This window comes from Phytohabitans flavus (assembly GCF_011764545.1).
GTDB lineage: Bacteria > Actinomycetota > Actinomycetes > Mycobacteriales > Micromonosporaceae > Phytohabitans > Phytohabitans flavus.
Genome location: NZ_AP022870.1, coordinates 3,075,621 through 3,100,598, shown reverse-complemented (window position 1 = coordinate 3,100,598; position 24,978 = coordinate 3,075,621). Strand labels below are relative to the sequence as shown.

Below are 24,978 nucleotides of genomic sequence, written 5' to 3'. Positions count from 1 at the left end.
CGCCGCACCCGGCCACGATCCAGCAGATCGTGGTATTTAGCTGTGGTTATAGCGACAGCTAAATACCACGATCGCTGGCGTGCTCCGACTGGCATGCGGACAAACCAGCTAAAGCGCCGGTTGGTGGCTGGGGGTCAGTCGAGCACGGCGTAGGCCTCGACCTCGACGAGCACGTCGGGTTCGAAGAGGTAGTCGACGCCGATCGCGGACAGCGGCGGCAACGGCTGCGGGAGGCCCAGCTCGTCCGCGACGCGTTCGATGCCCGCGATGAAGTCGTGGTACTTGTCCGGGCTCCAGTGCGTGACGAAGAACCGGAGGCGTACGACGTCGGCGAAGCTCGCCCCGGCGCCGGCTAGGCCGCGCGCCGTGTTGCGCAGCGCGTGGGCGACCTGGCCGGCGAGGTCGCCCGTCGCGACGGGCTTGCCGTCGGCGTCGCGTGCGATCTGGCCGGCCACGTGCACGTGACGGGTACCTGTGCTGATCGAGACGTGGTGGTACGGAACGGGGGCGAACATGCCCTCCGGGGTCAGCAGCTGCACTGCCATGGGGTGTCCCTTCATCGGCGAAGTAGGTATCCAACATCTACCTGGTGCCCGAAGGAAACTTCAACGAGACTAGGTGTCATGAACGAAACCGCGCTCACCGAGCGGCACCGTGAGCTGCTCGACCAGGTGCTGGACAAGTGGTCGCTACAGGTACTCGACGCCCTGTGCGAGAGGCCGTCGCGCTTCAACGAGCTTCGCCGCGCGATCCCCGTCGTGACACAGAAGTCGCTCGTGGCGACCCTGCGGCGGCTGGAGCGCAATGGGATGGTCGAGCGCGTCGTGACAAGCACGCGGCCGGTCGCCGTGGAGTACCGGATCACGCTGCTGGGAAAGTCGCTGCAAGACCTCATCGACGCATTACTGCATTGGACGACCGTCACGCTGCCCGACGTGGAGCGCGCCCGCGCCCACTTCGACGGCGGCGGCTCGCGCTGAACCGCCGGCCCGCCGGGCGGGCGGCCTGGTCGGTCCGGTTTGGTGCGATCCGGAGCGGGTAGACACTGCCGACCGGAGAAGGGTGAGATGCGCAAATCGCCGATGGCTAGTGCCCGGGTCGGGACCATCGCTGGTGTCCAGGTCCGGGTCAACTGGAGTGTCCTGGTCCTGGTCCTGGTCATCGCCGGGGTACTGGCTGAGGGCACCCTGCCGGACGTCTATCCGGGCTACGCGAACTGGGTATATGACGCGTCGGGCGTCATCGTCGCCCTGATCTTCCTTGCCGGCCTCGTGACGCACGAGGTGTCGCACGTGTTCGCCGCCAAGCGGGCGGGTTTCGAGGTCCGGCAGATCACGTTGTGGGCGCTTGGTGGCGTGGCGAACATAACCGGCGGCACGCCCAGTCCGCGTGCCGAGGCCCGGATCTCCGCCGCCGGCCCGCTGGTGAGCCTGGCGGTAGGCGCGCTCTTCGGTGGCGCGGCGGCCCTCTTACGGCTCGCCGGCTCGACCGGGTTGGTGGCCGGCGTCCTGACCTGGCTCGCCGTCATCAACCTGGGCATAGCGGCCCTCAACCTCGTACCGGTGGCACCGCTGGACGGCGGCCGCATCCTCCACGCGGCCCTGTGGAAGTACCGCGGTGACCCGACCGGGGCCACGCTCACCGTTGCCTGGGTCGGCCGGGGGCTGGGCACCGTGGTGATCGCCCTCGGCCTTGTCGAGCTGCTCAGGGGTTTCGGCTTCAGCGGGTTGTGGGTCGCGTTGCTCGGCTGGTTCATGGTCGCCTCGGCCGGCATCGAGGAGTACCGGATTCGGTCCCTCGAATCGCTGTCCGAGGTGCCGGTGAGCGACGTGATGACCCCGAAGCCCGAGACCGTACCGCCGGACACGTCCGTCGCCGACTTCCTCGACCACTACCTGATGCGCCGCGGATACAGCGCCTTCCCGCTCGCCGAGGACGGCCGTCCGGTCGGGTTGGTGTCCCTGGACCGCGTCCGGCAGGTGCCGCCCGAACGGCGCGGCGACACGAGCCTGCGGGAGGTAGCCTGCCCCGAGGACCAGCTCACGCTCACGACACCGGACGAGTCGGTCAGCGAGCTGCTTCCCCGGCTGAACGAGTGTGCGGAAGGGCGGGCGCTGGTGATGAGGGACAACGACCTCGTCGGGATCGTCTCGTCCCGCGACATCAGCCGTACGATCCAGCGCCGCACTCCGTGAATCCTGGTGAGATTGCCTAAGTTGGTCGCGGTGAGCGGGCCGCCCGGCACCGGGAAGACCACGCTCGCCCACGACCTGGGGCGGCGCCTTGGCTGCCCGGTCGTGGTGCGCGACGAGATCAAGCAGGGCATGGTCTTGGCCGCTGGTCACCACACCGTCATGGCCGGGGATCCGTTCGACTACGCCACCCTCGACGTGTTCTTCCGCATGCTGTCCGTGCTGCTCAAAGCGGGCGTGACCGTTGTGGCCGAAGCCGCCTACCAGGACCGTCTCTGGCGGCCCGGGCTCACCGAGCTGGGCGAGTCGGCCGAGCTACGGATCATCAAGTGCACGGCGCGGCCCTACGTCGCGTACGACCGCATCCGTTGGCGCCTCGCGCATGACCCGCACCGGGCCGCGCACGCGGATCGGGAGCTGCTGGACGCGCTCGCCTCGGGTCGCCAGACGCTCGACTCCTTCGAGTGGATAACGCTGGACGCGCCGACGCTCGTCGTGGACACCTCCGACGGCTACCGGCCACAGCTGGACGACATCGTCGGCTTCGCCACGGACGCGAAGTGAGACGGGCTCAGCCGGCCGCGGCGGTGGGGCGGCCGAGCTCGCGCATCGCCGCCTCGTACCGTGCCCGGGCGCGCATCGCCTCGCCGTGGCGGCCGGCCAGCTCGAGAAGGTCGGTCACGTCGAGGTGGCACGACTCGTCGTACGGGTCCCGGGCCAGGATCTTCAGCAGGTAGCCGACCGCCTCGTCGGTGGCGCCCCGCTCGGCGGCCAGCGTGGCCAGCAGCCGGGTGACCCGCAGGTACGTCGCCCGCGCCTCCTCCCGCACCGGTACGGCCCAGTCGTCATACGGTTCGTCCTCGAAGACGTCGCCCGAGTAGCGGCGCTCGGCCGCCGCCAGCACCTCGCGCGCCTCGGCCGGCCGGCGCTGCTCGTGCAGCCGGTGCCCGACCTCGGCCTCGCCAAGGAAGGCATCGAGGTCGATGTCCAGGTGCGCGGTGTCGGCGGCGAGCGCCGCCGGCGCGGCGAACACGTAGTGGTCCGCGGGGAAGTGCCGGTCCGGATCGAGTACGGACCGCAGTGTGGACAGGGCCACCGACAGCCGGTGGGCGATGCGCAGGTCGTCGTCATCGTCGGGCCACAGCAGGGCGGCGAGCTCCTCGCGCGCGACCCGGCGCCCGCGGCGTGCGACGAGGATGCGCAGCAGGTCCCGGGCCTTGCGCGACCGCCACGCCGAGGCCGGCACCGGGACCTCGTTGACGATCACCTCGAACCGCCCGAGCACCCGGATCGCCAGATGCGGCGCCCGCGCGGCGAGGCCCGCCGGCGCGACGACGACACCGGCGGCCTCCAGCGCACCCCGGGCCACCCGCGCGGCGAGCCGCTCCTCGGCGCTCGCGCCCGGCAGCAGGCCGAGCTGGTACGCCACGCGGTCCGCGTCGAGCCGGGCGCCGGTGGTACGCCAGGTCCTGGCCGCCTCGACCAGGGCGATCCGCTGGGCGGACGGCCGTTCGGTGGTACCCGCGCGCAGCTCCAGCGCCTCGGCGAGGCCGGCGCGGTCGCGGTGCAGCCGGGCCGAGTGCTCGGCGCGGTCGGCCGCGTCGGTGGCGGCGGCCCGGTCGCCGGCGGCCACGGCGACCCACCCCACCGCGAGCAGCGCGCGGGTGGCCAGCGGACCGCTGGCGAGGGAAACGGCCTTCTCGGCGTGGACCCGTGCGGCGGGTGGATCGTCGACCGCCACGAGCCGGGCCAGTCCGGACAGGGCGGGTACGAAGCACTGCCGTACCCCGTCCGCGCCGGCCGCCCGCACCGCCTCCTCGTACGCGGCGCGCGCCATGCTGCGCTGTCCACGACAGGCGCGGACGTCGCCGAGGACGGTGAGCGCATACGCCGCCTTGCCGGAACCCGCGCGCTGGCTGATGGCGAGCGCCCGCTCGCCGCAGCGCTCGGCCTCGTCGAGCCGGCCCAGGCGGGCCAGCGCCTCGGCGCGGTTGACCAGCGCGACGTGCAGGGCGGTGCCATTGCCGGCGGCCTCGGCGGCGGCCACCGCCTCGGCCGACTCGGCGAGGGCCTCCGGATAGCGCGCCTCCTCCAGCAGCTGGGACACGAGGTTGGCGCGGATCCGCGCGGCCTGTACCGCGTCCCGCGCCGCCTCGGCGTGCCCGAGCGCCTTCGTGTACTGCTCGACGTTTCCGGCGCGGTCCCCGGCGAGCGCGGCGCGCAGTGCCAGCGCGACGTGCGCGGCGGCCAGCGCGCGGCCGTCCCCGGCGGCGGACGCGGCGGCCAGCGCACGGCACGCGTACTGCCGGCAGGCGTCGTCGTCGCCAACACTCCAGTGCGCCGTCGCCGTCCAGGACAGCAGCAACGCCTCGTCGGCCGTGTCGGCGCGGTCGATCCGCCCCCGCCCGAGCGCCTCGAAGGCCGCCCGGTGCTCGGCGCGGGCGTAGTAGACCATGCCGAGGCGCCAGGCCAGCCCCGGTTCCACAGTGGAGCGGCCGGCCACGAGCGGGGTCAGCTCGGCCAGCGCCTCGTCCAGGCGCCCGGTGACCGCGAGTGCCTCGCCGCGCAGCAGGCCGAGGTCGCCGTCCGTGGCCGCCAACCCGGCGCACGCCTCGACGACCAGCTCCGCGCCGCCGGCCGCGACGATCGCCGACCCGTGCTCGCGCAGCAGCGCCAGCGTGCCCGCCGGATCCGCGGCCAGCGACCGCGACCGCGCCGCCTGCCCCCAGACCCGCCGCTCGGTGTACCAGTCGGCGGCGTCGGCGTGCAGCCGCCGGCGCATCGGCTCGGACAGCGGATCACGCCGCCCGATCACCGCGGCGATCGCCGGCACGGGACGCAGCCAGTGCGGCATCGGCGCCGTCCCGTACGCGCCGGGCGGGGCCTGCGCCGGCACCACGAGGCCGGTCTGCGCCAGCACCCGCAGCGTACGGTGGTCCCGCCGGCCGACCAGGTCCTCACAGGCGGTGCCGAGCTCGGCGAGCCGGCGCAGCAGCCGCCGCGACGCCACGGGCAGGTGCGCGAGCACGTGCTCGGCGACGAACGCGTCCAGCGCGGCACCCGGGGCGCAGAGGCTCGCCAGGTCGCCGCCGCGCAGGTGCCGGCCGGCGAGGTGGACAAGCGACGGCCAGCCAGCCGTGAGCCGGTGTACGCCAGCGGCCAGGTCCGGGTCGTCCACTCCGTAATCCGCCGAGAGGAGCTGGACCACCTCGGGCTCGGGCAGCGCCAGGTCGTGCGCGTCGAGCGCCGCGCTGCCGGCCGGCAGCCGGCCCGGCCACGGCGCCCGGGACAGCAGGATCACCCGTACGGCCGGGTGGAGCGTGTCGATCCGGCCGGCCAGCGCCCGCGCGGCCGCCGTGTCCAGGTCCGGCAGGTCGTCGACGACGAGCCAGCCCTCGACCGATCCTGGGTCGAAGTCGGCGCCGGCCCAGGTCACCGGCTGGTCGGCGAGCCAGGACCGGACCAGCCAGGACTTGCCGAAACCCGGTGCGGCCGCCACGAAGAGGCGGCGCCGGTCGCGCAGCGCCGGAAGGGTCGCTAGGGCCATGCGCATATTGAGGCAGAGCGGGAGCGTCCAGGAACCGGACGGTCGGCATAGCGACAGTTCGATTTTGATCCCGTTTTGACGCCAGCCGAACCCCGATCCGGAGCCTAGGGGGCACCCGGCCGTCCGGCCGCCTCCACTTCGGAAAGGACATCAATGGAATCGACCACGGCCACCACGCCGCGACGCCGCAGCTGGACACGCCGGATGGCGCTGCTGCTGGTCGCCCTCGTGGCCTGCCTCGGCTCGGTCACCGTCGCGGCCCCGAGCCCGGCGCAGGCCAGCAGCCTCCACCTCACGTACTGCTTCCCGCTCTACAAGCAGATGCCGGGTGGCTGGTACATCATCGAGTGGCACTGCTTCGACATCCCGGTCGAGTACGACCCGAACCCCTGCTGCCTCACCGACCTCGCGATCGACTACGGCGTCAACCCGGTGCTGCCGCAGGACATCCAGCGTGGCTACCTCCAGCAGGCGACCACCGGCATCAGCCTGCTCGTCCAGGCGGCCGGGGCCGACCCCCGCACGGCGGCGGTGCTGCGCGCCCGAGCGGAGGAGTCGTTCCTGGGAGCGGCCCGCCAGCTCGGCGGGTCGAGGGTGACGCTGCGCCAGGTCGGCATCCCCGACATCAAGAACAACCGGCTGGAGCCGATGCCGCTCCCGTGGCTCCAGGCGGCGGGCGTGGACATCGCCGACGGGCTCGGGCTGATGCAGCGGGCCTTGGTCGAGCCGGTGCCGCTGCCCTGGAAGAAGGCGGCGATGGCCGAGTTCGAGAACGCCGCCGCCCAGATGGCGGCGCGGCACGCCCGGGGCTGACCCCTGACCGGAGCCGGCCGGCCCGCGCGGGCCGGCCGGCTCGACCGGATGAATGGCGAGCTAGGCTCGCCCGGTGTCGTCAGCCACCGCCGGATCCGCGCTCGCGGCGGCCGGGGCGGTCGGGCCGTACTTCGCCTGGGATGCCTGGGCCGGCGAAACCGGCTGGCGACCGTTCGCCGACCTGCTCGACGGCGACGTCGCCGGCAGCCGGGTCGCCGGGGCCCGGTCCACGCTCGTGACCACATACCGGCTCAGCGAGGACGCCGTGCCGGTCCGGGTGGTCGCGTCGATCACGTTCCTGGGTATCGTCTCGCGCCTCGTGTCGCCGCCGCTGGGGGCCGCGGTCGCCGGTGGCGTGCTCCCGCTGGCCGGCCGCGACGACCTGTGGTGGCGTCCGGTGCCGTCCGGACCGTTGCCGGTCGCGTACCGAGGCGGCCAAGCGCTGCCGTGCGGCGGGCTGGACGCGCGGACGGTCGCCGAAGCGCTCGTGCGTTCCGCGGTCGCCGGCCCGGTCAGCGACCTGCTCGCGGTCTTCCGGGACCGCTTCCGGCTCTCGCCGCAGGTGCTGTGGGGCAACGTCGCCTCCGCGCTGGCGGGAGCCGCGGGCGTGCTCGCCGGCGCCGACCGTCCGTACGCCGAGCGGGCTGGCGCGATCGTCGAGCACGCCTTCGCCCAGCCACCGCTGGCCGGGACGGGCACGCTTGTCCAGCCCGACCCGGCGCGCGCACGCCGCTTCCTGGTCCGCCGCAGCTGCTGCCTCTACTACCGCATCCCGGGCGGCGGCACCTGCGCCGACTGCGTCCTCACCCCGGGAGGTAGAGCAGCGGCGCGCGGAGGGGGTCAGGCGGCGGTGAGGGAGTTGACGTAGCCGACCGCGACGATGCGGCGGGCGCTCTGCTCGTACCGCTCGGCGTTGTCGGGGGCCAGCGTGCCGAGCCCGTCCACGTACCGGTTGTACATGCAGAACGCGGCCGCGATCAGCACCGTGTCGTGGATCTCCAGGTCGGTGGCGCCCTCGGCACGGGCGGCGTCGACGAGGTCGGTGGTCACCTTGCGGCCGTCCTGCTGTACCGCCTCGGCGATCCGCAGCAGCGCCCTCAGCTTCGCGGAGATCGGCGCACCGTCCGGGTCGGCGCGCACGTGGTCGACAAGGCTCGCCCCGCCGTCGAGCTGCGCCGCGGCGAACGCCGAGTGCGACGCGCAGCAGAACCGGCACTCGTTCAGGCCGGACACGTACGCCGCGATCAGCTCACGCTCGCCGGGGCTGAGCGTGTGCGGCCCGCGCAGCAGCACCTCGGCCAGCTCGTTGAGCGGTTTCGCGGTCTCCGGCCGGAACGTCATCGGCCCGGTGATGCCGGGAAACTCGCGCTCGTCGACACCCAGATCGATGTGCGCCATCGGTCACCCTCTCCAGTAGGTCCGCGCGTGCATGCGCAATCTATGCGCCACGCGGCCACCGTCCAACTTCGAACGTGCTCTCTTGTTCGGCGCATCGTCCACAGTGGACAGCACGTTCACGGACGCCGATCCCCGGCCCGGACTGCGATCGTGATGTGAATGAGGCGCGATATGAGCCGACATCTGGCGATGAGGCGGGCCGCTCAGAGCGGTGCGGACGCGATGGTCGAACGGTTACGGGAGCTTGTCTCGTACGAGTCGCCACCGGGTGACCGCCGGCGCCTGGCCGCCTGCGCCGAACTGCTCGCCGGCTGGGGCGAGGCGGTGCTCGGCCGGCCGCCGCGGCGGATCGTCCACGATGGCCTGCCGCACCTGCTCTGGCCGGCGACCGACCAGACGGTACTGCTGCTCGCGCACTTCGACACGGTGTGGCCGGCCCACACGATCGAGTCGTGGCCGTTCCAGGTGACCGGCGCGGTGGCGACCGGCCCGGGGTCTGCGACATGAAGGCGGGCATCGTGCAGATGCTGGCCGCGCTCGGCCTGCTCGCCGACACCTCGCGGGTCGGCCTGCTGCTCACCTGCGACGAGGAGAGCGGCTCGGGCACGTCCCGGTCGCTCATCGAGGAGCAGGCCCGCCGCTCCGGCGCGGTGCTGGTCGGCGAGCCGAGCACGCCCGAGGGGCACCTGAAGGTGGCCCGCAAAGGCGGCTCGGTGTACCGGCTCACCGCGCATGGCCGCGCCGCCCACGCCGGGGTGGAGCCGCATCGCGGGGTCAACGCCACAGTGGAGGCTGCCCACCAGGTGCTCGCGCTGGCGGCGCTGGGCGGGGCGTCGGGCGCCGGCGCACCGGCCGGTACCACCGTGACACCGACCCTGCTCGCCGCCGGTACGACGACGAACACCGTCCCGAGAGCGCGAGCCTCGCCGTCGACGTGCGCGCCTGGACCCGGGCCGAGCTGGACCGGGTCGACGCGGCGATCCGGGCGCTGGCGCCGCGGACGCCGGGTGCCACGCTGAGCGTCGACGGCGGCGTCAACCGCTACCCGATGAGCCCCGACGTCGCGCTTCCGCTGCTGGAGCTGGCCCAGGCCGCGGCGAAGGATCTCGGCCTCACCCCGCCGGACGGGGTACCCGCGCCTGGCGCCTCGGACGCCAACTTCACCGCCGCGCTCGGAGTGCCCACATTGGACGGGCTCGGCGGGGTCGGTGGCGGCGCGCACGCCCGCGGCGAGTACGTGGACGTGGGCCTGATGCCCGACCGTACCGCCCTGCTCGCCGCCTTGATCGAACGGCTGCTGGCCGAGCCGGTGCCGGGGCCCGGCAGGTAGCCGGCAGCCGCGAGCCGGCACGGCAGTGGCGCCGCATACCCTAGCGGTGGGCCGCGCTCCGGCGGCCGGTACGGCTACCGGGAGGGCGCGCGCATGCGCATCGAGGGCGGCACCGAACTGTCGATCCGCTCCGGCGAATCACCGTCCAGTGTGGGCGGTGGCGCCGGATCAGCGATCCGCTTCGGCGTCGAGGAGGAGTTCTTCGTCGTCGACGCGGCGACCCGGGAGGCCGTCCCGGCGGCGGCCGCCGTGGTGCGTGGCGCCGAGGGGCGGCTCGGCTCGCGGGTGTGCGGCGAGATCACCAAGCTTCAGTTGGAGGCCCGGTCGGAGCCCTGCGACACCGCCGCCGACCTGTACGCCCAGCTAGTGGAGGGGCGGGTGGCGGTGGCCGAGGCGGCGGAGGCGCAGGGCCTGCGGGTGGTCGCCAGTGGCACGCCGGTGCTCGGCAAGGTGATCCCGCCGCCGATCACGGAGGGGCCCCGCCAGGACCGCGGCACGGCCACGTTCCGGGGGCTCCACGACGAGCTGGGCATCTGCGCGGTGCACGTACACGTGAACATGCCCGACCGGGACCGGGCGGTGCTGATCAGTAACCACCTGCGGCCGCACCTGCCGGTGCTGATCGCGCTGGCCGCCAACTCGCCGTACTGGGCCGAGCGGGACACCGGGTATTCGAGCTGGCGCACGGTCACCTGGCAGCGCTGGCCGGTGGCCGGCCCGCCGCCGTACTTCTCCTCGGCCGAGCAGTACGACGCGTTTGTCGGCACGTTGCTCGACGCCGGCGCGCTCGTCGACCGGGGCACGATCTTCTGGGACATCCGGCTCTCCGCGCATCAGCCCACATTGGAGGTTCGCGTCGCCGACATGCCGACCACGGCAGAGGAGTCGGCGGCGCTCGCGGCGCTGGTGCGCGCCCTGGTGGTGGTCGCCGGACAGGCGGTCGACGGGGGCGACCCGGGTCCGGTGGTGGCGGCCGAGCTGATGCGGCTGGCCTACTGGCGGGCCGCGCGCGACGGGCTGGGCGGCCACGGCGTGGACGTACACAGTGGACAGCTGCGACCCGCCGGCGAGCTGGCCGACGAGTTGCTGCGCCTCGCCGAGCCGGTCCTGGCCGACCTGGGCGAGCTCGACCTGGTCGCCGACTGGCGGCGCCGGCTGGCCACCGACGGCGACGGCGCGACCCGGCAGCGCCGGGCCGCTGAGCAGCGTGGCCGCCTCACCGACGTGGTGGACCACCTGGTCGCGCACACCTCGCCGAGGTAGCCCGGCACAGCGCACGAACGCGTAAGTCGATCCGCACGAACGAGGAAAAAGGGCGGACCGGCCGGGGCGATGATGGGACCCCAACCACTTTGTGGAGGTGGGTCCCGTGTCCGGTGTCGCGCCACTGCCCACGATCCCGGTCCGCTCCGACCGGATGCCGCCCGTCGAGGCCGTACAGGCCACCGAGCTGTTCGCCGAGCGGATGGCCCAGCGCCGGTCGGTGCGCGACTTCTCGCCCGACCCGGTGCCGGACGCGGTGATCGACGCGGCCATCCGGGCGGCCGCCTCGGCGCCGAGCGGCGCCAACGTGCAGCCGTGGCGGTTCGTCGTGGTCAGCAGCCCGGAGCGCAAACGCCGGCTCCGCGAGGCCGCCGAGGCCGAGGAGCGCGAGTTCTACGACCGCCGTGCCACCGCCGAGTGGCTCGACGCGATCGCACCGATCGGCACCGACTGGCGCAAGCCGTTCCTGGAGACCGCCCCGCTCGTGATCGTCGTCTTCGAGGTGCACCAGGGCCCGCACAGCCCCAAGCCGTACTACGTCAAGGAGTCGGTGGGCATCGCGGTCGGTCTGCTGCTCGCCGCGTTGCACCACGCCGGCCTGGCGACGCTCACGCACACGCCGAGCCCGATGCGCTTCCTCAACGAGGTCTGCGAGCGGCCACCGGAGGAGCGGCCCAACCTGGTGATACCGGTGGGCTACCCCGCCGACGACGCACGGGTCCCGGACCTGCGGCGCAAGCCCTTGGCGGAGGTGATGCTGCGCTGCTGAGCCGCGATGCGTTACGGCAGGTCGCGGTCGAAGAGCGCGCGCAAGGGCTCGATATGCCGGTCCGGGCGGCGCCACTCGGCCAGCAGGTCCTCCAGCAGGTGCTGCTCCTCGACGAGCTCCGCGCCCTTGTACCGCCGGATCACCGGGTGGATGAAGGCGCTCTCCCGCGCCCGGTCGGGCGTCGGATGCCGCTCGATGGCGAAGACGTCGCCGTAGTCGTCGCGGCCCCAGCGCAGCGCCACCGTGTAGTAGTGCGGCTCCGCCGCGAACCGGGACACCGCGTAGTCCTCCGGCAGGTCCTTGTAGAGGCGGAGCTGCCCGGTGGCGGGGTCCAGGACGTAGACGTCGCAGAGGTACTCGAACTGCGTCCACAGCGCGGAGCTCCAGTTGACCCGGTCGAGCACCCGCGTGGTGAGCGCCCCCGCGTCGGCCGGCACGAGCTCGTACGGCAACGACACCCCGTCGTACCGCTCGCGCAGCAGCTCGGTGAACGTGCGCAGGTTGTACCGGAAGCCGTCGATGAATGGCGACGAGGCGTGCCGCACGTCCCGCGCCTGCGCGATGGTACCGGCGAAGAACAGGTCGTCCACATTGGACGACTCCCAGTTCGGGCGCAGCCCGGGATGCGGTCGTCGCGGACGAGCTCCGGCCGGCACGCCTCGTCGAAGATCGAGGTGTCCATGCGGAAGCCGGTGCAGCGCAACACGGACTCGTACACGAGCGTCGCCCGCTCGCCCTGGGCGTGGGTGTACGTGATGTCGACCTCGAAAAGATCGCCCACCCGCCGGATCTCGTCGACCGTGCAGTCGAGCACCGAGTGCAGCGTCTTGAACTGGTAGCTGTCCAGCAGTGCGCCATACTGCCCGCGCACGTCGCCGGGGTGCTTTGTGTTCCAGGCCAGGCGCAGCGGCTTCCGGCTGGCCAGATGCACCATCGCGGCGTGCCCGATCATCGACGAGGCGGCCTCGAACGCCGAGTTTCCCTTGCCGAGGATGAGGACCCGCTGACCGGCGTAGTCCTTCGGCTCGACGGACATGTCCTCGTACCCGACCGCGTGCTCGATGCCCCGGATGGGCGGCACGTACGGCAGTCCCCAGCCGGTCGCCACGACAAGGCACCGGGCGCGCCACTCGCCGTCGGCGGTGTGCACCACGAAACCACCGTCGACCCGCTCGATCCGCCGCACGTCCGTGTCGTAGCGCACGTCCAGCCCGTGGATCCGCTGGAACTCGGCCAGATAGCGGACCATGTCGTCGGCCAAGGGAAAGTAGTCGCTGCTGAACTTGGGAAACAGGAGGTCGGGCGAGTCGTTGAGCAGCGAGTTCCAGTCCCACCGCAGCTTGATCTCCGGGTCGGTGCTGGTCGTGTGCACCTTGTTGAGCGAGATCAGCTTGCGATGCCGGGGAAACCGGGCGAAGAACTGGCCGGGGGAGGATTCGCGCTCCAGCGTGACGTAGTCGGCGCCGGCGCGATGGAGGTAATAGCTGACTTGTAGGCCGGCCGGCCCGGCGCCGACGATGACAAACTGGTGCGTCCGTTCCGCCATAGGGTGTGCCCCTCCCGCGCCACCGACAATGACGACGACGATGCGGCAAGTAACGGCGTCTGTCAATCGCCCCGCTAGCGGACCGCGATCGTGATTCCGGGGCGGGCCGGGAGCAGGTGGCCGATCACCGGGTGGCCGGGCAGTTCGCCGGCTACCAGCAGCCCGCCGGAGGTCTGCGCGTCGGCGAGTAGCAACGCTTCGTTCTCGTCGATGGCGTAGAGGTCGGCGTGCGGGCGTACCCAGTCGAGGTTGCGGCGCGTACCCCCGCTGACGTACCCGTCCGCCAGGGCCTCGCGGGCTCCCTCCAAATAGGGCACCGCGGCCGCTTCGATCTCGGCGGTGACGCCGCTGGCCCTCGCGAGCTTGTGGAGGTGGCCGAGCAGCCCGAAGCCGGTGACGTCGGTCGCGCAGACCGCGCCGGCGTCGAGCGCCGCCCGGGAGGCTTCCGCGTTCAGCGTCGTCATCGCGTCGACCGCCTGCGGGAACACCTCCCCGGTGCCCTTGTGCCGGCTGTTGAGCACGCCGATGCCGAGCGGCTTGGTGAGCGTCAGCGGTACGCCGGCCTGCCCGGCATCGTTGCGCAGCAGCCGATCGGGGTCGGCCAAACCGGTGACCGCCATGCCGTACTTGGGCTCTGGATCGTCCACACTGTGGCCGCCGGCCACGTGGCAGCCGGCCGAGGCGGCGACGTCGAGGCCGCCGCGCAGCACCTCCCGCGCGAGCTCGACGGGGAGCACATCCCGGGGCCAGCACAGCAGGTTGAGCGCCACGACCGGGCGGCCGCCCATCGCGTACACATCGGAGAGTGCGTTGGTGGCCGCGATCCGACCCCAGTCGTACGGGTCGTCCACGACCGGCGTGAAGAAGTCGGTGGTCGCGACGAGGGCCCCCGCCTCGGTGAGCACCACCGCCGCGTCGTCGCCGTCGTCCAGGCCGACGAGCACCGTGCCGGTCGCGCCGATCCCGAGCGGCCCGCCGGTGGTCAGGCCCGCGACCAGGGCTTCCAGCTCAGAAGGCGGAATTTTGCACGCACATCCGCCGCCGTGCGCATACTGGGTCAGTCGGGTACGTGTTACGACAGTCACCCCGAAAAGGGTAGGACTTGTCGCGGCGCCTGGGAGGCGTTCGGGTAGCTGGTGCGCCCCGCGGTCTTCAAAACCGTAGTGGCCGAGGACCTCGGTCAGGCGGGTTCGATTCCCGTCCGCCTCCGCTGAGTTGCGGTTAGAGTACGCTGCGTGCTTGACGCGGTGGAGGCCGGCGACGCGCGGCGGAGGGTGCCGCGTACCGATCTCGTGCTCGCCGACGCCCGGCTCGTCGCCGCCGCCGAGCGGCTGGGCCGCTCCACTGTGAAGGCGGCGGTGGTCGCCGCCCAGGAGCAGGCCCGGCGCGGCGAGCTGGCACCGGATCTGGTGCCGGACGCCGCCGTCGCCGCGCTTCCGGACGGGGCCGCGTCGATGCGGCCGGTGATCAACGCGACCGGCGTGGTGCTGCATACGAACCTCGGCCGGGCCGCGCTTTCCGCCGCGGCGGTCGGCGCGCTGCGTACCGCCGCCGGTCACACCGATGTGGAGCTCGATCTGGCCACCGGGCTGCGGGCCGGGCGTGGGCGGGGTGCGATCGCCGCGCTGGCCGGCGCGGTACCGGCCGCCGAGGCGGTACATGTGGTCAACAACGGTGCCGCCGCACTGCTGCTCGCCGCGACCGCGCTAGCCGCCGGCCGCGAGATCGTGGTCAGCCGGGGGGAGCTTGTCGAGATCGGCGACGGCTTCCGGCTGCCGGACCTCATCCGGTCGACAGGTGCCCGGTTGCGCGAGGTCGGTACCACCAACCGGACCACGCCGCGCGACTACGCCGAGGCGCTGGGGCCGGAGACGGGCTTCGTGCTCAAGGTCCACCCGTCGAACTTCGTGGTACAGGGCTTCACCTCGGCGGTACCGGCCGGCGCGCTGGCCGGCCTCGGTGTACCGCTCGTGGTGGACATCGGCTCCGGGCTGCTGGCCCCCGAGCCGCTGCTGCCCGACGAGCCGGACGCGGCCACCACCCTCGCCGCCGGCGCGACCCTCGTCACGGCCAGCGGTGACAAGCTGCTCGGCGGGCCGCAGGCCGGACTGCTGCTCGGCCGGCGGGACGCGGTCGAGGCGCTGCGCCGCCATCCGCTGGCCCGCGCGCTGCGGGTGGACAAGCTGACCCTGGCCGCTCTGGAGGCGACCCTGACCGGGCCGCCGACACCGACCGCGCTCGCCCTGCACGCCAACCTCGCCGGGTTGCGGGACCGCGCCGAGCTGCTGGCCGACCGGCTGCGCGAGGCCGGCGTCGCGGCCGTGACCGGGGAAAGCGCCAGCGTGGTCGGGGGCGGGGGAGCGCCGGGGGTGGTCCTGCCGTCCGTCGCCGTCCGGTTGCCCCCGCAGCTCGCGGCGGCGCTGCGCACCGGTACCCCGGCCGTCGTCGGACGCGTCGAGCACGGCGCGCTCCTGCTCGACCTGCGCTGCGTACGGCCGGCCGACGACGACGCCCTGTACGCCGCGGTCGTCGTTGCCGCCGGGTTCGCCTGATGTACGTGGTCGCCACCGCCGGACACGTCGACCACGGCAAGTCGACGCTGGTCCGGGCCCTGACCGGGATGGAGCCGGACCGGTGGGCCGAGGAGCGCCGGCGGGGCATGACGATCGACCTCGGCTTCGCGTGGACCACCCTGCCCGCTGGCGACCAGCTCGCGTTCGTGGACGTGCCGGGCCACGAGCGGTTCGTGCCGAACATGCTGGCCGGCGTCGGGCCGGTACCGGCCGCCCTGCTCGTGGTCGCCGCCGACGAGGGCTGGATGCCGCAGACCGCGGAACACGTCGCCGCGCTCGACGCGCTCGGCGTGCGGTACGCGGTGCTCGCCGTCACCCGTAGCGACCTGGCCGACCCGGGGCCCGTGCTGCGCGCCGTACGGGACCGGCTGGCCGGGACCACGCTGGCCGGGTTGGCGGGGGTACCTGTGAGCGCGCCGACCGGCCAGGGACTCGACGAGCTGCGCGCCGCGCTCTCGGACCTGGTCGGTGGCCTACCCGTGCCGGACACCAGCGCGCCGGTACGGCTCTGGGTGGACAGGTCGTTCGCCATCCGGGGCAGCGGGACTGTCGTCACCGGCACGCTCGGCGCCGGCGTGCTGCGCACCGGTGACACGCTCCTCCTGCACACCGCGGGGCACGGCGACCGGCCGGTGCGGATCCGCGGGCTTCAGTCGCTCGGCCGTCCCGCTGACCAGGTGCCGGCGGTCGCCCGGGTCGCGGTGAACCTGCGCGGCGTGGACCGGGCCGCGGTGCGGCGCGGCGACGCGCTGCTCACCCCGTCCGGGTGGACGGCCAGCGCACTTGTCGACGTCCGGGTCGACGGCGACCTGGCCGGCGCGGCCTCCGCGCTTGTGCTGCACCTCGGATCGGCGGCGGTGCCGGTGCGGGTCCGGCCGCTCGGCGGCGCCATGGCGCGGCTGACCCTCGACCATCCGGTACCTGTCGCGGCCGGCGACGTGGCGTTGCTCCGCGACCCCGGACGGCACCAGGGGGTCGGCCGGGTCACCGTGCTGGACACCGACCCGATGCCATTGGCCCGGGCCAGCTCGCGGCCGCCGCCCGTGCCCGCGAGCTGGCCCGGGCCGCGGACGGGCCACCGGACGCGGCGGCGGTGCTGCGTCGCCGGGGCTTCGTGCGGGTCGTGGAGCTGCGCGCCACCGGGGCCGGCGGGCCGGCCGAGGCGGTCGTCGCCGGCGACTGGCTTGTCGATCCGGCGCTTGCCGAGCGGCTCCGGGCCCGGCTCGCCGGGGCCGTCGCCGAGCACCGCCGGGACGTGTCGATCGAGGCCGGCCCGACCGTCGAGTCGCTGCGCGCCCTGCTCGGCGTACCCGATCGGGCGATCGTATCGGCCCTGGTGGCGGCCCCGCTCGCGGTGCGGGACGGGCGGGTTGTCGACGTGACGGCACCGCCACCGCTGCCGGCACCTGTCGCGGCGGCGGTCGTCACGCTCGCCCGTGAGCTTGCCGCGCGGCCGTTCCAGGCGCCCGACGCCACCCGGCTCGCGGCGCTCGGGCTGGGCCGTCGCGAACTCGCCGCGGCCGAGCGCGCCGGGACGCTGCTGCGGGTGACCGAAGGGGTGGTGCTGCTGCCCGGGGCCGAAGAGCGGGCGGCCGAGCTGCTCGCCGCGCTCCCACAACCCTTCACCCTGAGCGAGGCGCGCCAGGCGTTGCGTACCACCCGCCGGGTGGCGGTACCGCTGCTCGAACTGCTCGACCGGCGGCGGCTGACGCGGCGGCTGCCCGACGACCGCCGGGCCGTTGTGTAGGGCCCGCGAGGAGGGGTAGCCAGGGTCTACTGCCCGGCGGACCGGCGGAAACGCAGCCGGAGGGGAGCTCACATGACGCACCAGTTCGCTGATCCCATGACCCACAACGGAGAGTTCGAATTCTGGCGCAACCGCTCGCAGATCTTCTTGCAGCCGGTCGCCGCGCCCTCGATCCTGGGGCTGTTCGGCTTCGCCGCGGCCACGTTCGCCGTCGCCACCAACCTCGCGGGCTGGTATGGCGACACCAACACGCCCAACTTCCTGTTCCCGTTCGCCGCGTTCAGCGGCGGGCTCGCGCAGATCCTCGCCACGATGTGGGCCTACCGGGCCCGCGACGGCCTGGCGACGGCGATGCACGGCATCTGGGGCGCCTTCTGGCTGTCCTACGGACTGCTCTTCCTCCTTGTCGCGCTCGGTCAGCTGACCCTGCCGACGCCCAACGTCCCGCTCGGCTACTGGTTCGTCGCGCTGGCCGCCATCACCTGGTCCGGGTCGCTCGCCGCGCTGGGCAAGAATATCGGCCTCGCAGGGGTACTGATAGCGCTGGCGGCCGGCGCGACGTGCCAGGGGATCGGGCAGCTCGCGGACATCTCGGCGTGGCGTACCGCCGGTGCCTGGCTCTTCATCGCCTCCGCGGTGATCGCCTGGTACGTCGCGACCGCACTGCTGCTGGAGTCGTCGTTCGGCCGGGTGATCCTGCCGATGGGCATCGTGCGGGGCGTGAACGTGCCGGGCCACCAGACGCGCCAGATGATCCAGTTCCCGGCCGGCGAACCGGGCGTCAAGGTCGGCCAGTAGCCGCCAGATCGTTTAGCCGGCAAATCACCCTGAACCATGCCCAGGTCGGCGTACGGTCATCTGCGTGGGCGTCCGCACCTGGCTTGGGAGCTGGCCGGTCTATCGACAGCTCACCGGCAGCGACCCGCTCGGCCTCGGCGCCGCGGCGAAGTCCGCCAGGTCGAAGGAGCTGACCGCGCGGACCGAGACGGCGGATTCGGTGGCCCGGTCCATCTGCCCGTACTGCGCGGTCGGCTGCGGCCAGCGCGTATACGTGAAGGACGGCCAGGTCACCCAGATCGAGGGCGATCCGGACAGCCCGATTTCGCGGGGCCGGCTGTGCCCGAAGGGCGCGGCGAGCAAGAACCTCGTTACCAGCGAGCTGCGGCAGCAGAAGGTGCGGTACCGCCGGCCGTATGGCACCGAGTGGGAGGACCTCGACCTCGCCACCGCGATGGACATGATCGCCGACCGGGTCATCGCGGCCCGCGACGCGACCTGGGAGGACGTCGACTCCGACGGCCGTCCCCTCCATCGCACCCTGGGCTTCGCCAGCCTCGGCGGCGCCACGCTGGACAACGAAGAGAACTACCTGATCAAGAAGCTTTTCACGGCGCTGGGGGCGCTACAGATCGAGAACCAGGCGCGGATTTGACACTCCGCCACCGTCCCCGGTCTGGGGACCAGCTTCGGTCGCGGCGGCGCCACGACGTTCCAGCAGGATCTCGCCAACGCGGACTGCATCATCATCCAGGGCTCGAACATGGCCGAGTGCCACCCGGTCGGCTTCCAGTGGGTCATGGAGGCCAAGGACCGCGGCGCCACGGTCATCCACGTCGACCCTCGGTTTACCCGGACGAGTGCCCTGGCGGACCGGTACGTGCCGATCCGGGCCGGTACCGACATCGCGTTCCTCGGCGGGATCGTCAACTACATCCTCGCCAACGAGCTCGACTTCCGGGAGTACGTGCTGGCGTACACCAACGCGGCCACGATCATCAGCGAGGACTTCCGGGACGCGGAGGACATCGACGGGCTGTTCTCCGGGTTCAAGCCGGACCGGCACGCCTACGACTCGACGACGTGGCAGTACGAGGGCCAGCCGACGCTGACCGCCGGTGGGGCGGACACGAACAACCAGCGGGCGACGGCGGGCCCGCTGCTGCACGAGTCGCACGGACCACCGTTGGCCGCGGGCGACCACCGCCGCGACGAGACGCTGCGGGATCCGCGTTGCGTGTACCAGATCCTGAAGCGCCACTTCGCCCGGTACACACCTGAGGTGGTCGAGGCCACGTGTGGGGTCTCGCGGGAGGCGTTCCAGGCGGTGTGCGAGGCGTGGACCCGCAACTCCGGGCGGGAGCGCACGACCGCGCTCGTCTACTCGGTGGGCTGGACCCAGCACAGCGTCGGCGTGCAGTACATCCGCACCGGCGCGATCATCCAGGCGCTGCTGGGCAACATGGGCCGGCCGGGCGGCGGGATCCTGGCCCTGCGCGGGCACGCCAGCATCCAGGGCTCCACCGACGTCCCGACGCTGTTCAACCTGCTGCCCGGGTACCTGCCGATGCCGCACCACGCGCTGCACCCCACGTTCGACGCGTGGGTCGGCAGCATGAGCGCGCCGGACCAGAAGGGCTTCTGGGCGAGCGCACGCGCGTACGCGACGAGCCTGCTCAAGGCGTACTGGGGCGACGCGGCAACGGCGGACAACGACTACTGCTACGACTACCTGCCCCGGATGACCGGTGACCACGGCACGTACGAGACCGCGCTGAGCATGATCGACGGCACGGTGAAGGGGTATTTCCTGCTCGGCCAGAACCCGGCGGTCGGGTCGGCGCACGGCCGGGCGCAGCGACTCGGCATGGCGAACCTGGACTGGCTGGTGGTCCGCGACCTCTTCATGATCGAAAGCGCCACGTTCTGGAAGGACGGACCCGAGGTGGCCACCGGCGAGGTGGTACCGGAACGGTGCGCCACCGAGGTGTTCTTCCTCCCGGCGGCCTCGCACGTGGAGAAGGAGGGCACCTTCACCCAGACTCAGCGGCTGTTGCAGTGGCGGGAAAAGGCGGTCGAACCACCGGGCGACGCCCGCTCCGAGCTGTGGTTCTTCTACCACCTCGGGCGGATCATCCGGCGGAAGCTGGCCGGCTCCACGCAGGCCCGCGACCGCGCGATCCTGGACCTGACCTGGGACTACCCGGAGAGCGGTGCGGAGAGCGACCCGAGCGCCGAGGCGGTGCTCAAGGAACTCAACGGGTACGAGGTGGCGACCGGCAAACCGCTGTCGACGTACGTCCAGGCTCGGGATGACGGATCGACGGCGGTCGGCTGCTGGATCTACACGGGGGTGTACGCCGACGGTGTGAACCAGGCCGCGCGCCGCAAGCCCGGCAGCGAGCAGAGCTGGGTTGCCCTCGAGTGGGGCTGGTCGTGGCCGTTGAACCGCCGCATCCTCTACAACCGGGCCTCGGCCGATCCGCAGGGCCGGCCGTGGAGCGAGCGCAAGGCGTACATCCGGTGGGACGACAAGCAGGGCAAGTGGATCGGGCCGGACGTGCCCGACTTCGAGCCGACCAAGCATCCGGAGTACCGCCCGCCCGAGGGCGCGACAGGTCCGGCGGGGCTCGCCGGGGACGACGCGTTCATCATGCAGGCGGACGGGAAGGCATGGCTGTACGTGCCCAGCGGGCTGATCGACGGGCCGCTGCCCACGCACTACGAGCCGGTCGAGTCGCCGATCCGCAACCCGCTCTACGGGCAGCAGGCGAACCCGGCCCGCCGGGCGTACCAGCGGCCGGACAACCAGCTCAACCCGAGCCCGCCCGAGGCGCACAGCGACGTCTTCCCGTACGTCTTGGCGGTCGGCCGGCTCACCGAGCACCACACCGCCGGCGGGATGAGCCGAAACCTGCGTTACCTGGCGGAGCTACAGCCGGCGATGTTCGTCGAGGTGTCGCCGGAGCTGGCGGCCGAGCGGGGGCTGGAGCACCTCGGCTGGGCCCACCTCGTCACCCTGCGGTCGGCGATCGAGGCACGGGTGGTGGTCACCGAGCGGATCACGCCGCTGCGGGTCGGCGGGCGGGTGCTGCACCAGATCTGGGTGCCGTACCACTGGGGTGGCCAAGGGCTGACCCGGGGCGACTCGGCCAACGACCTGTTCGGGATCGTCCTCGACCCGAACGTCCTGATCCAGGAGAACAAGGTCGGCACCTGCGACATCCGGCCCGGGCGGCGGCCCACCGGCCCAGCACTGCGCGACTACATCGCCGAGTACCACCGGCGGGCCGGGGTGACGCCGGAGCGGCGGTCCCCGATCGTCACCACTGACCCGCATCGGGAGGACTGAGGCATGGACCGGATGGGGTTCTTCACCGATACGAGCGTCTGCATCGGCTGCAAGGCGTGCGAGGTGGCCTGCAAGGAATGGAACGAGGTACCCAGTCACGGGCTCAACCTGCTCGGCATGTCGTTCGACAACACGGGGGCGCTGACCGCCAACTCCTGGCGTCACGTCGCCTTCGTGGAGCAGCCGCGGCCCGCGCCGGATTTTCTGGGCATGCCCGGGTCGCACCCGCCCGGCCAGAACGGCAGCGCGGACGGGCGCTCCGACTTCCGCTGGCTGATGATGTCGGACGTCTGCAAGCACTGCACCCACGCCGCCTGCCTCGACGTCTGCCCGACGGGCGCGCTGTTCCGCACCGAGTTCGAGACTGTCGTGGTGCAGGAGGACATCTGCAACGGCTGCGGAAACTGCATACCGGCGTGCCCGTACGGCGTGATCGACAAGCGGGAGAACGACGGCCGGGCGTGGAAGTGCACGCTCTGCTACGACCGCATCGGCGCGGGGATGACGCCGGCCTGCGCCCAGGCCTGCCCCACGGAGTCGATCCAGTACGGGCGCCTCGACGAGCTGCGCGAGCGGGCGGAGCGGCGGGTCGAGCGGCTGCACGCCGACGGCGTACCGGAGGCGCGGCTCTACGGCCACGACCCGGGCGACGGCGTCGGTGGCGACGGCGCGTTCTTCCTGCTTCTCGACGAGCCCGAGGTGTACGGGCTGCCGCCCGACCCGGTGGTCACCACCCGCGACCTGCCCAGGATGTGGCGGCAAGCGGGCCTCGCCGCGCTGACCATGGCGGCCGCCGTGGCGGCCGCGTTCATCTGGCGGTCGCCGTCGTGAGCCGGAAGGAGGGCGGCGAGCAGGCGACAGTGCCACCGGCCGAGTTCACGTCGTACTACGGCCGGCCCATCATCAAGGCGCCCGTCTGGGGGCGCGGGATCCCGGCCTACCTCTTCACCGGTGGCCTCGCCGCCGGTGCCGCACTGCTGGCCGCTGGCGCCGACCTGACCGGGCGTCCCGCGTTACGCCGTGCCGGCCGGGCGACCGCGTTCGGCGCGATCGGCACGAGCATCTCCCTCCTGATCCACGACCTCGGCCGGCCGGACCGCTTCCACCACCTGCTGCGGGTAGCGAAACCAACGTCTCCGCTGTCGATGGGGACGTGGATCATCGCCGTGTTCAGTACCGCGTCCGGTGTGGCCGCGGCGAGCGAGGTCGTGCCATGGCTGCCCAGGCACGGCCCTTGGGTCTGGTCCGGACGGTGTTGCCGCCGGCCGGGCGGGTCGCCGGGTTCGCCGCCGCCGCGGTGGCGCCCGCGCTGGCGACGTACACGTCGGTGCTGCTCGCCGACACCGCCGTGCCGTCCTGGCACGAGGCGTATCCGTACCTGCCGCGCCTCTTCGCCGGCAGCGCACTGGCCAGCGGGGCCGGTGCCGCCCTGATCGCCGCGCCGCTGGCCGAGTCGGCGCCCGCTCGCCGGCTCGCCGTCGCCGGTGCGGCCCTGGAGCTCGCCGGTATACGGCGGCTCGAACGGGGGCTCGACCTGCTCAGCGAGCCCTACCGGACCGGGCGGGCCGGCCGGCTGCTACGCGCCGGGCGGGTGGTCGGCGCCGCCGGGATGGCTGGCGCGGTGCTCGGCCGGCACAGCCGGCTCGTCTCGGCACTGTCCGGCGTCGCCTTGCTGGCCGCGTCGGCGGCGACCCGGTTCGGCATCTACGCGGGCGGGATCGCCTCGGCGCGCGATCCGAAGTACACGGTCGTGCCGCAGCGAGCGCGCCGGCCGGCGTCCGGGGAGTGAGGGCGCCGTAGGCAGCCGTTGACTTCGCCGCGTAAGGTTTGTACAGCCTGCGGGGACGATGTGGGGGAGCGGTTGGCCACGGTGACGCCCACGGCGGCGCGGCGGGCCAGCCCGGTCGACGGTCTTCTCGCGGAGTTCGCCGACGCTCGGCTGCTGGCCGTCCAAGCCGACCGACCGGATCTGGCGGAGCGGCTCGACCGCGCCGCCGAGCGGCTGCGCGCCGACGACGTCGTCGTGGCGGTGGTGGGCGAGTTCAAGCAGGGCAAGAGCACGCTGGTCAACGCCCTGTTGCGCACCGACATCTGCCCCGTGGACGCGGACATCGTCACCGCCGTGCCGACGGTGCTGCGCTTCGGCCGCCCGCCCTCGGCGACCCGGCAGCTGCCCGGACCGGACGGCACCCTGGAGTCGGTGCCGCTCGCGATCGAGGACCTGCGCCGGTACGTCACGGAGGGTGCTCCGACCGGCGAGGACGAGCCCGCACCGCGCAGTGTGGAGGTTCGCCTCGACCGCCGGCTGCTCGAGTCCGGCCTGTCCTTTGTCGACACGCCCGGGGTCGGCGGTCTGGACTCCGCGCAGGGCAACGTCACGCTCGCGATGCTGCCGCTGGCCGGCGCGGCCCTGTTCGTCACCGACGCCGCGCAGGAGCTCACCGCGCCGGAGGTCGAGTTCCTCCGCCGTACGCTGGAGCGCTGCCCCGCGTGTTCTGCGTGGTGACCAAGATCGACCTGTACGCCGAGTGGCGCCGCATCGTGGAGATCAACCAGGGCCACCTGGCCCGCGCCGGCCTGGACGTCCCGATCCTGGCCGTGTCGTCGTTCCTGCGGATGCACGCGCACGCGAAGAACAGCGTCACGCTCAACGAGGAGTCCGCGTTCCCCCGGCTCGTGGACGTGTTGCGTCGCGAGGTCCTCGGTGACGCCGTCGCGTCCAGGCTGGCCGCGGCCCGCGACGAGCTCGCCTTCGTCGTCGCCCAGCTGCGCGAGCGGGTCCAGGCGGAGCAGGCCGCGGCCGCCGCCCCGGCCGCCGCACCCCAGATCGCCCAGCGCTACGTCGAGAAGTCCCGGCGCAGTGCCCAGCTCGGCGGCGGATCCTGGCGGACCGTCCTCGGCGACGGCATCCAGGACCTCACCGCCGACATCGACCACGACCTGCGCGAGCGGCTGCGGCTGATGGTCCGCAAGGGCGAGGAGCTGCTGGACGAGTCCGACCCGCGCGACACGTGGCGCGACTTCCAGGCCTGGGCTGCGCGGGAGGCCACCGCGGCCGCCGTGGACAACCTGATGCTGCTGGTCAGCCGGACCGAGCAGCTCGCCCGCGACGTGGCCGAGCAGTTCGGCATCGAGTACGACGGGCTCGACGTCGACCTGCCGTCACCGGATCTGGCGCTGCGCAAGGTCGACGAGCTCGACGTCAGCTTCCACAAGAGCGGCCTCCAGAAGTTCGTGGGGGCGTTCACCGCGGCACGCCTCAGCTACGGCGGCTTCTACATCCTCGGCGCGATGGGTGCCATGTTCAGCGTCGCGGTCGCCGCGCCGCTGGGCCTGCTCGCCGGCATGACGCTGGGCCGCCGCCTCATGCGGATGGAGCGCGAGCGGCAGGTGCAGCAGCGCCAGGCGCAGGCCAAGAGCGAGTTGCGCCGCTACGTCGACGACGTCGGCTTCCACCTCAGCCGCGACTCGCGCGAAGCGGTGCGGCGCACCCAGCGGTTCCTGCGCGACGAGTTCGCGGCCCGCGCGCAGGAGGTGGAGCGCTCCGCCGCGGCCACCGCCGCCGCCGTACGCGAAACGGCGGCCCTCTCGCCGGACGAGCGGCACCGCCGCGCCGCGACCCTGGCGGAGCAGGGGCGCCGCCTGGAACAGTTGGCCGCGGTATGACCGAC

24 protein-coding genes, 1 tRNA gene and 2 pseudogenes are annotated in these 24,978 nt (G+C 73.0%); 21 read left to right on the top strand and 6 right to left on the bottom strand.

Annotated elements, in window-relative coordinates:
* Positions 1–134: 134 nt before the first annotated feature.
* Positions 135–545: a RidA family protein gene (locus tag Pflav_RS13505; protein WP_173036484.1), complete on the bottom strand. Its 411-nt coding sequence runs from the start codon at positions 543–545 to the stop codon at positions 135–137.
* Positions 546–623: 78 nt separating this feature from the next.
* Between Pflav_RS13505 and Pflav_RS13500 the strand changes: the two genes are divergently transcribed.
* The 3 genes from Pflav_RS13500 to Pflav_RS13490 all read left to right on the top strand — a co-directional run bounded on the left by Pflav_RS13500 (position 624) and on the right by Pflav_RS13490 (position 2,756).
* Positions 624–980: a winged helix-turn-helix transcriptional regulator gene (locus Pflav_RS13500; RefSeq protein ID WP_173036483.1), complete on the top strand. Its 357-nt coding sequence runs from the start codon at positions 624–626 to the stop codon at positions 978–980.
* Between the two features lie 102 nt (positions 981–1,082).
* The gene (locus Pflav_RS13495; RefSeq protein WP_173042416.1) at positions 1,083–2,195 is read left to right on the top strand and encodes a site-2 protease family protein; all 1,113 of its coding nucleotides are present in this window, start codon (positions 1,083–1,085) and stop codon (positions 2,193–2,195) included.
* Positions 2,196–2,225: 30 nt separating this feature from the next.
* Entirely contained in the window at positions 2,226–2,756 is a 531-nt protein-coding gene (locus Pflav_RS13490) for a P-loop nucleotide/nucleoside kinase family protein (RefSeq protein WP_197938428.1), read from the top strand.
* 7 nt (positions 2,757–2,763) lie between these two features.
* Here the strand turns inward: Pflav_RS13490 and Pflav_RS13485 are convergent, their stop codons facing one another.
* Positions 2,764–5,739: a BTAD domain-containing putative transcriptional regulator gene (locus tag Pflav_RS13485; RefSeq protein WP_173036481.1), complete on the bottom strand. Its 2,976-nt coding sequence runs from the start codon at positions 5,737–5,739 to the stop codon at positions 2,764–2,766.
* A 153-nt stretch (positions 5,740–5,892) separates the two neighbouring features.
* Here Pflav_RS13485 and Pflav_RS13480 point away from each other — a divergent pair, with 153 nt between their 5' ends.
* Entirely contained in the window at positions 5,893–6,552 is a 660-nt protein-coding gene (locus Pflav_RS13480; RefSeq protein ID WP_173036480.1) for a hypothetical protein, read from the top strand.
* A 73-nt stretch (positions 6,553–6,625) separates the two neighbouring features.
* Positions 6,626–7,420, top strand: a complete 795-nt coding sequence (locus Pflav_RS13475) for a (2Fe-2S)-binding protein (protein ID WP_173036479.1) — start codon at positions 6,626–6,628, stop codon at positions 7,418–7,420.
* On the opposite strand, the gene Pflav_RS13470 is transcribed toward Pflav_RS13475, so the two are convergent.
* A complete protein-coding gene (locus Pflav_RS13470) occupies positions 7,393–7,950 on the bottom strand; it encodes a carboxymuconolactone decarboxylase family protein (protein ID WP_173036478.1) in 558 nt (185 codons plus the stop codon). The two genes, Pflav_RS13475 and Pflav_RS13470, sit on opposite strands and share 28 nt — an antisense overlap.
* Positions 7,951–8,121: 171 nt before the next feature.
* On the opposite strand from Pflav_RS13470, the gene Pflav_RS45405 reads away from it, so the two are divergent.
* The 5 genes from Pflav_RS45405 (at position 8,122) to Pflav_RS13455 (ending at position 11,312) form a co-directional block, all read left to right on the top strand.
* Positions 8,122–8,457, top strand: a complete 336-nt coding sequence (locus Pflav_RS45405; RefSeq protein ID WP_232071351.1) for a zinc-binding metallopeptidase family protein — start codon at positions 8,122–8,124, stop codon at positions 8,455–8,457.
* On the top strand, positions 8,403–8,969 hold the full coding sequence (locus Pflav_RS48670) for a M20/M25/M40 family metallo-hydrolase (protein WP_232071349.1): 567 nt from the start codon (positions 8,403–8,405) through the stop codon (positions 8,967–8,969). Before Pflav_RS45405 ends, Pflav_RS48670 begins: the two co-directional genes overlap by 55 nt.
* Positions 8,885–9,280 (top strand): M20/M25/M40 family metallo-hydrolase, encoded by a 396-nt coding sequence (locus Pflav_RS45395; RefSeq protein ID WP_232071347.1) that lies wholly within the window; start codon positions 8,885–8,887, stop codon positions 9,278–9,280. The genes Pflav_RS48670 and Pflav_RS45395 overlap by 85 nt, the downstream gene beginning before the upstream one ends.
* Positions 9,281–9,373: 93 nt before the next feature.
* A complete protein-coding gene (locus tag Pflav_RS13460; RefSeq protein ID WP_173036477.1) occupies positions 9,374–10,543 on the top strand; it encodes a carboxylate-amine ligase in 1,170 nt (389 codons plus the stop codon).
* 154 nt (positions 10,544–10,697) lie between these two features.
* Positions 10,698–11,312 (top strand): nitroreductase family protein, encoded by a 615-nt coding sequence (locus Pflav_RS13455; protein WP_173042415.1) that lies wholly within the window; start codon positions 10,698–10,700, stop codon positions 11,310–11,312.
* 11 nt (positions 11,313–11,323) lie between these two features.
* Here the strand turns inward: Pflav_RS13455 and Pflav_RS45390 are convergent, their stop codons facing one another.
* The 3 genes and pseudogenes from Pflav_RS45390 to selD all read right to left on the bottom strand — a co-directional run bounded on the left by Pflav_RS45390 (position 11,324) and on the right by selD (position 13,943).
* Entirely contained in the window at positions 11,324–11,902 is a 579-nt protein-coding gene (locus Pflav_RS45390; protein WP_232072826.1) for a hypothetical protein, read from the bottom strand.
* 125 nt (positions 11,903–12,027) lie between these two features.
* Positions 12,028–12,858, bottom strand: a pseudogene (locus Pflav_RS45385) (NAD(P)-binding domain-containing protein); the annotation flags it as partial.
* A 74-nt stretch (positions 12,859–12,932) separates the two neighbouring features.
* The gene (gene selD / locus Pflav_RS13445; protein WP_173036476.1) at positions 12,933–13,943 is read right to left on the bottom strand and encodes a selenide, water dikinase SelD; all 1,011 of its coding nucleotides are present in this window, start codon (positions 13,941–13,943) and stop codon (positions 12,933–12,935) included.
* Positions 13,944–13,975: 32 nt separating this feature from the next.
* Here selD and Pflav_RS13440 point away from each other — a divergent pair.
* From Pflav_RS13440 to Pflav_RS13400, 11 genes and pseudogenes are all read left to right on the top strand, one after another.
* A tRNA-Sec gene (locus Pflav_RS13440) sits at positions 13,976–14,069 on the top strand.
* 24 nt (positions 14,070–14,093) lie between these two features.
* Positions 14,094–15,410, top strand: a complete 1,317-nt coding sequence (gene selA / locus Pflav_RS13435; protein ID WP_415624318.1) for an L-seryl-tRNA(Sec) selenium transferase — start codon at positions 14,094–14,096, stop codon at positions 15,408–15,410.
* Positions 15,410–16,813 carry a selenocysteine-specific translation elongation factor gene (gene selB, locus Pflav_RS13430; RefSeq protein ID WP_232071345.1) on the top strand — a complete coding sequence of 468 codons (1,404 nt, stop codon included), beginning with the start codon at positions 15,410–15,412 and terminating at the stop codon, positions 16,811–16,813. The genes selA and selB overlap by 1 nt, the downstream gene beginning before the upstream one ends.
* Positions 16,768–17,178, top strand: coding sequence for a SelB domain-containing protein (locus Pflav_RS49275; protein ID WP_232071343.1), 411 nt, complete (start codon positions 16,768–16,770; stop codon positions 17,176–17,178). The genes selB and Pflav_RS49275 overlap by 46 nt, the downstream gene beginning before the upstream one ends.
* 72 nt (positions 17,179–17,250) lie before the next feature.
* The gene (locus Pflav_RS13425) at positions 17,251–17,976 is read left to right on the top strand and encodes an acetate uptake transporter family protein (RefSeq protein ID WP_197938427.1); all 726 of its coding nucleotides are present in this window, start codon (positions 17,251–17,253) and stop codon (positions 17,974–17,976) included.
* A 64-nt stretch (positions 17,977–18,040) separates the two neighbouring features.
* Positions 18,041–21,307 carry a formate dehydrogenase gene (gene fdh / locus Pflav_RS13420; protein ID WP_173036475.1) on the top strand — a complete coding sequence of 1,089 codons (3,267 nt, stop codon included), beginning with the start codon at positions 18,041–18,043 and terminating at the stop codon, positions 21,305–21,307.
* A 3-nt stretch (positions 21,308–21,310) separates the two neighbouring features.
* Complete coding sequence (locus Pflav_RS13415; RefSeq protein WP_197938424.1) at positions 21,311–22,138, top strand: 4Fe-4S dicluster domain-containing protein; 828 nt, start codon at positions 21,311–21,313, stop codon at positions 22,136–22,138.
* A pseudogene (gene nrfD, locus Pflav_RS48665) lies at positions 22,060–22,416 on the top strand (NrfD/PsrC family molybdoenzyme membrane anchor subunit); the annotation flags it as partial. The gene Pflav_RS13415 and the pseudogene nrfD, both read left to right, overlap by 79 nt.
* 104 nt (positions 22,417–22,520) lie before the next feature.
* Positions 22,521–23,096: a hypothetical protein gene (locus tag Pflav_RS48660; RefSeq protein WP_415624413.1), complete on the top strand. Its 576-nt coding sequence runs from the start codon at positions 22,521–22,523 to the stop codon at positions 23,094–23,096.
* A 60-nt stretch (positions 23,097–23,156) separates the two neighbouring features.
* Positions 23,157–23,813: a dynamin family protein gene (locus Pflav_RS13405; RefSeq protein WP_173036474.1), complete on the top strand. Its 657-nt coding sequence runs from the start codon at positions 23,157–23,159 to the stop codon at positions 23,811–23,813.
* Positions 23,810–24,973, top strand: a complete 1,164-nt coding sequence (locus tag Pflav_RS13400; protein WP_173036473.1) for a hypothetical protein — start codon at positions 23,810–23,812, stop codon at positions 24,971–24,973. Before Pflav_RS13405 ends, Pflav_RS13400 begins: the two co-directional genes overlap by 4 nt.
* Positions 24,974–24,978 lie beyond the last annotated feature (5 nt).

Excerpts from the sequence above, each read along its gene's own strand:
- Pflav_RS13480 (WP_173036480.1), top strand. The coding sequence starts at position 5,893 with ATGGAATCGACCACGGCCACCACGCCGCGACGCCGCAGCTGGACACGC.
- Pflav_RS13470 (WP_173036478.1), bottom strand. The coding sequence starts at position 7,950 with ATGGCGCACATCGATCTGGGTGTCGACGAGCGCGAGTTTCCCGGCATC.
- Pflav_RS13415 (WP_197938424.1), top strand. The coding sequence starts at position 21,311 with ATGGACCGGATGGGGTTCTTCACCGATACGAGCGTCTGCATCGGCTGC.
- Pflav_RS13495 (WP_173042416.1), top strand. The coding sequence starts at position 1,083 with ATGGCTAGTGCCCGGGTCGGGACCATCGCTGGTGTCCAGGTCCGGGTC.
- Pflav_RS13455 (WP_173042415.1), top strand. The coding sequence starts at position 10,698 with ATGCCGCCCGTCGAGGCCGTACAGGCCACCGAGCTGTTCGCCGAGCGG.
- Pflav_RS13425 (WP_197938427.1), top strand. The coding sequence starts at position 17,251 with ATGACGCACCAGTTCGCTGATCCCATGACCCACAACGGAGAGTTCGAA.
- selB (WP_232071345.1), top strand. The coding sequence starts at position 15,410 with ATGTACGTGGTCGCCACCGCCGGACACGTCGACCACGGCAAGTCGACG.
- Pflav_RS45405 (WP_232071351.1), top strand. The coding sequence starts at position 8,122 with ATGAGCCGACATCTGGCGATGAGGCGGGCCGCTCAGAGCGGTGCGGAC.
- Pflav_RS13500 (WP_173036483.1), top strand. The coding sequence starts at position 624 with ATGAACGAAACCGCGCTCACCGAGCGGCACCGTGAGCTGCTCGACCAG.
- Pflav_RS48660 (WP_415624413.1), top strand. The coding sequence starts at position 22,521 with ATGGCTGCCCAGGCACGGCCCTTGGGTCTGGTCCGGACGGTGTTGCCG.
- Pflav_RS13485 (WP_173036481.1), bottom strand. The coding sequence starts at position 5,739 with ATGGCCCTAGCGACCCTTCCGGCGCTGCGCGACCGGCGCCGCCTCTTC.
- Pflav_RS13505 (WP_173036484.1), bottom strand. The coding sequence starts at position 545 with ATGGCAGTGCAGCTGCTGACCCCGGAGGGCATGTTCGCCCCCGTTCCG.
- Pflav_RS13460 (WP_173036477.1), top strand. The coding sequence starts at position 9,374 with ATGCGCATCGAGGGCGGCACCGAACTGTCGATCCGCTCCGGCGAATCA.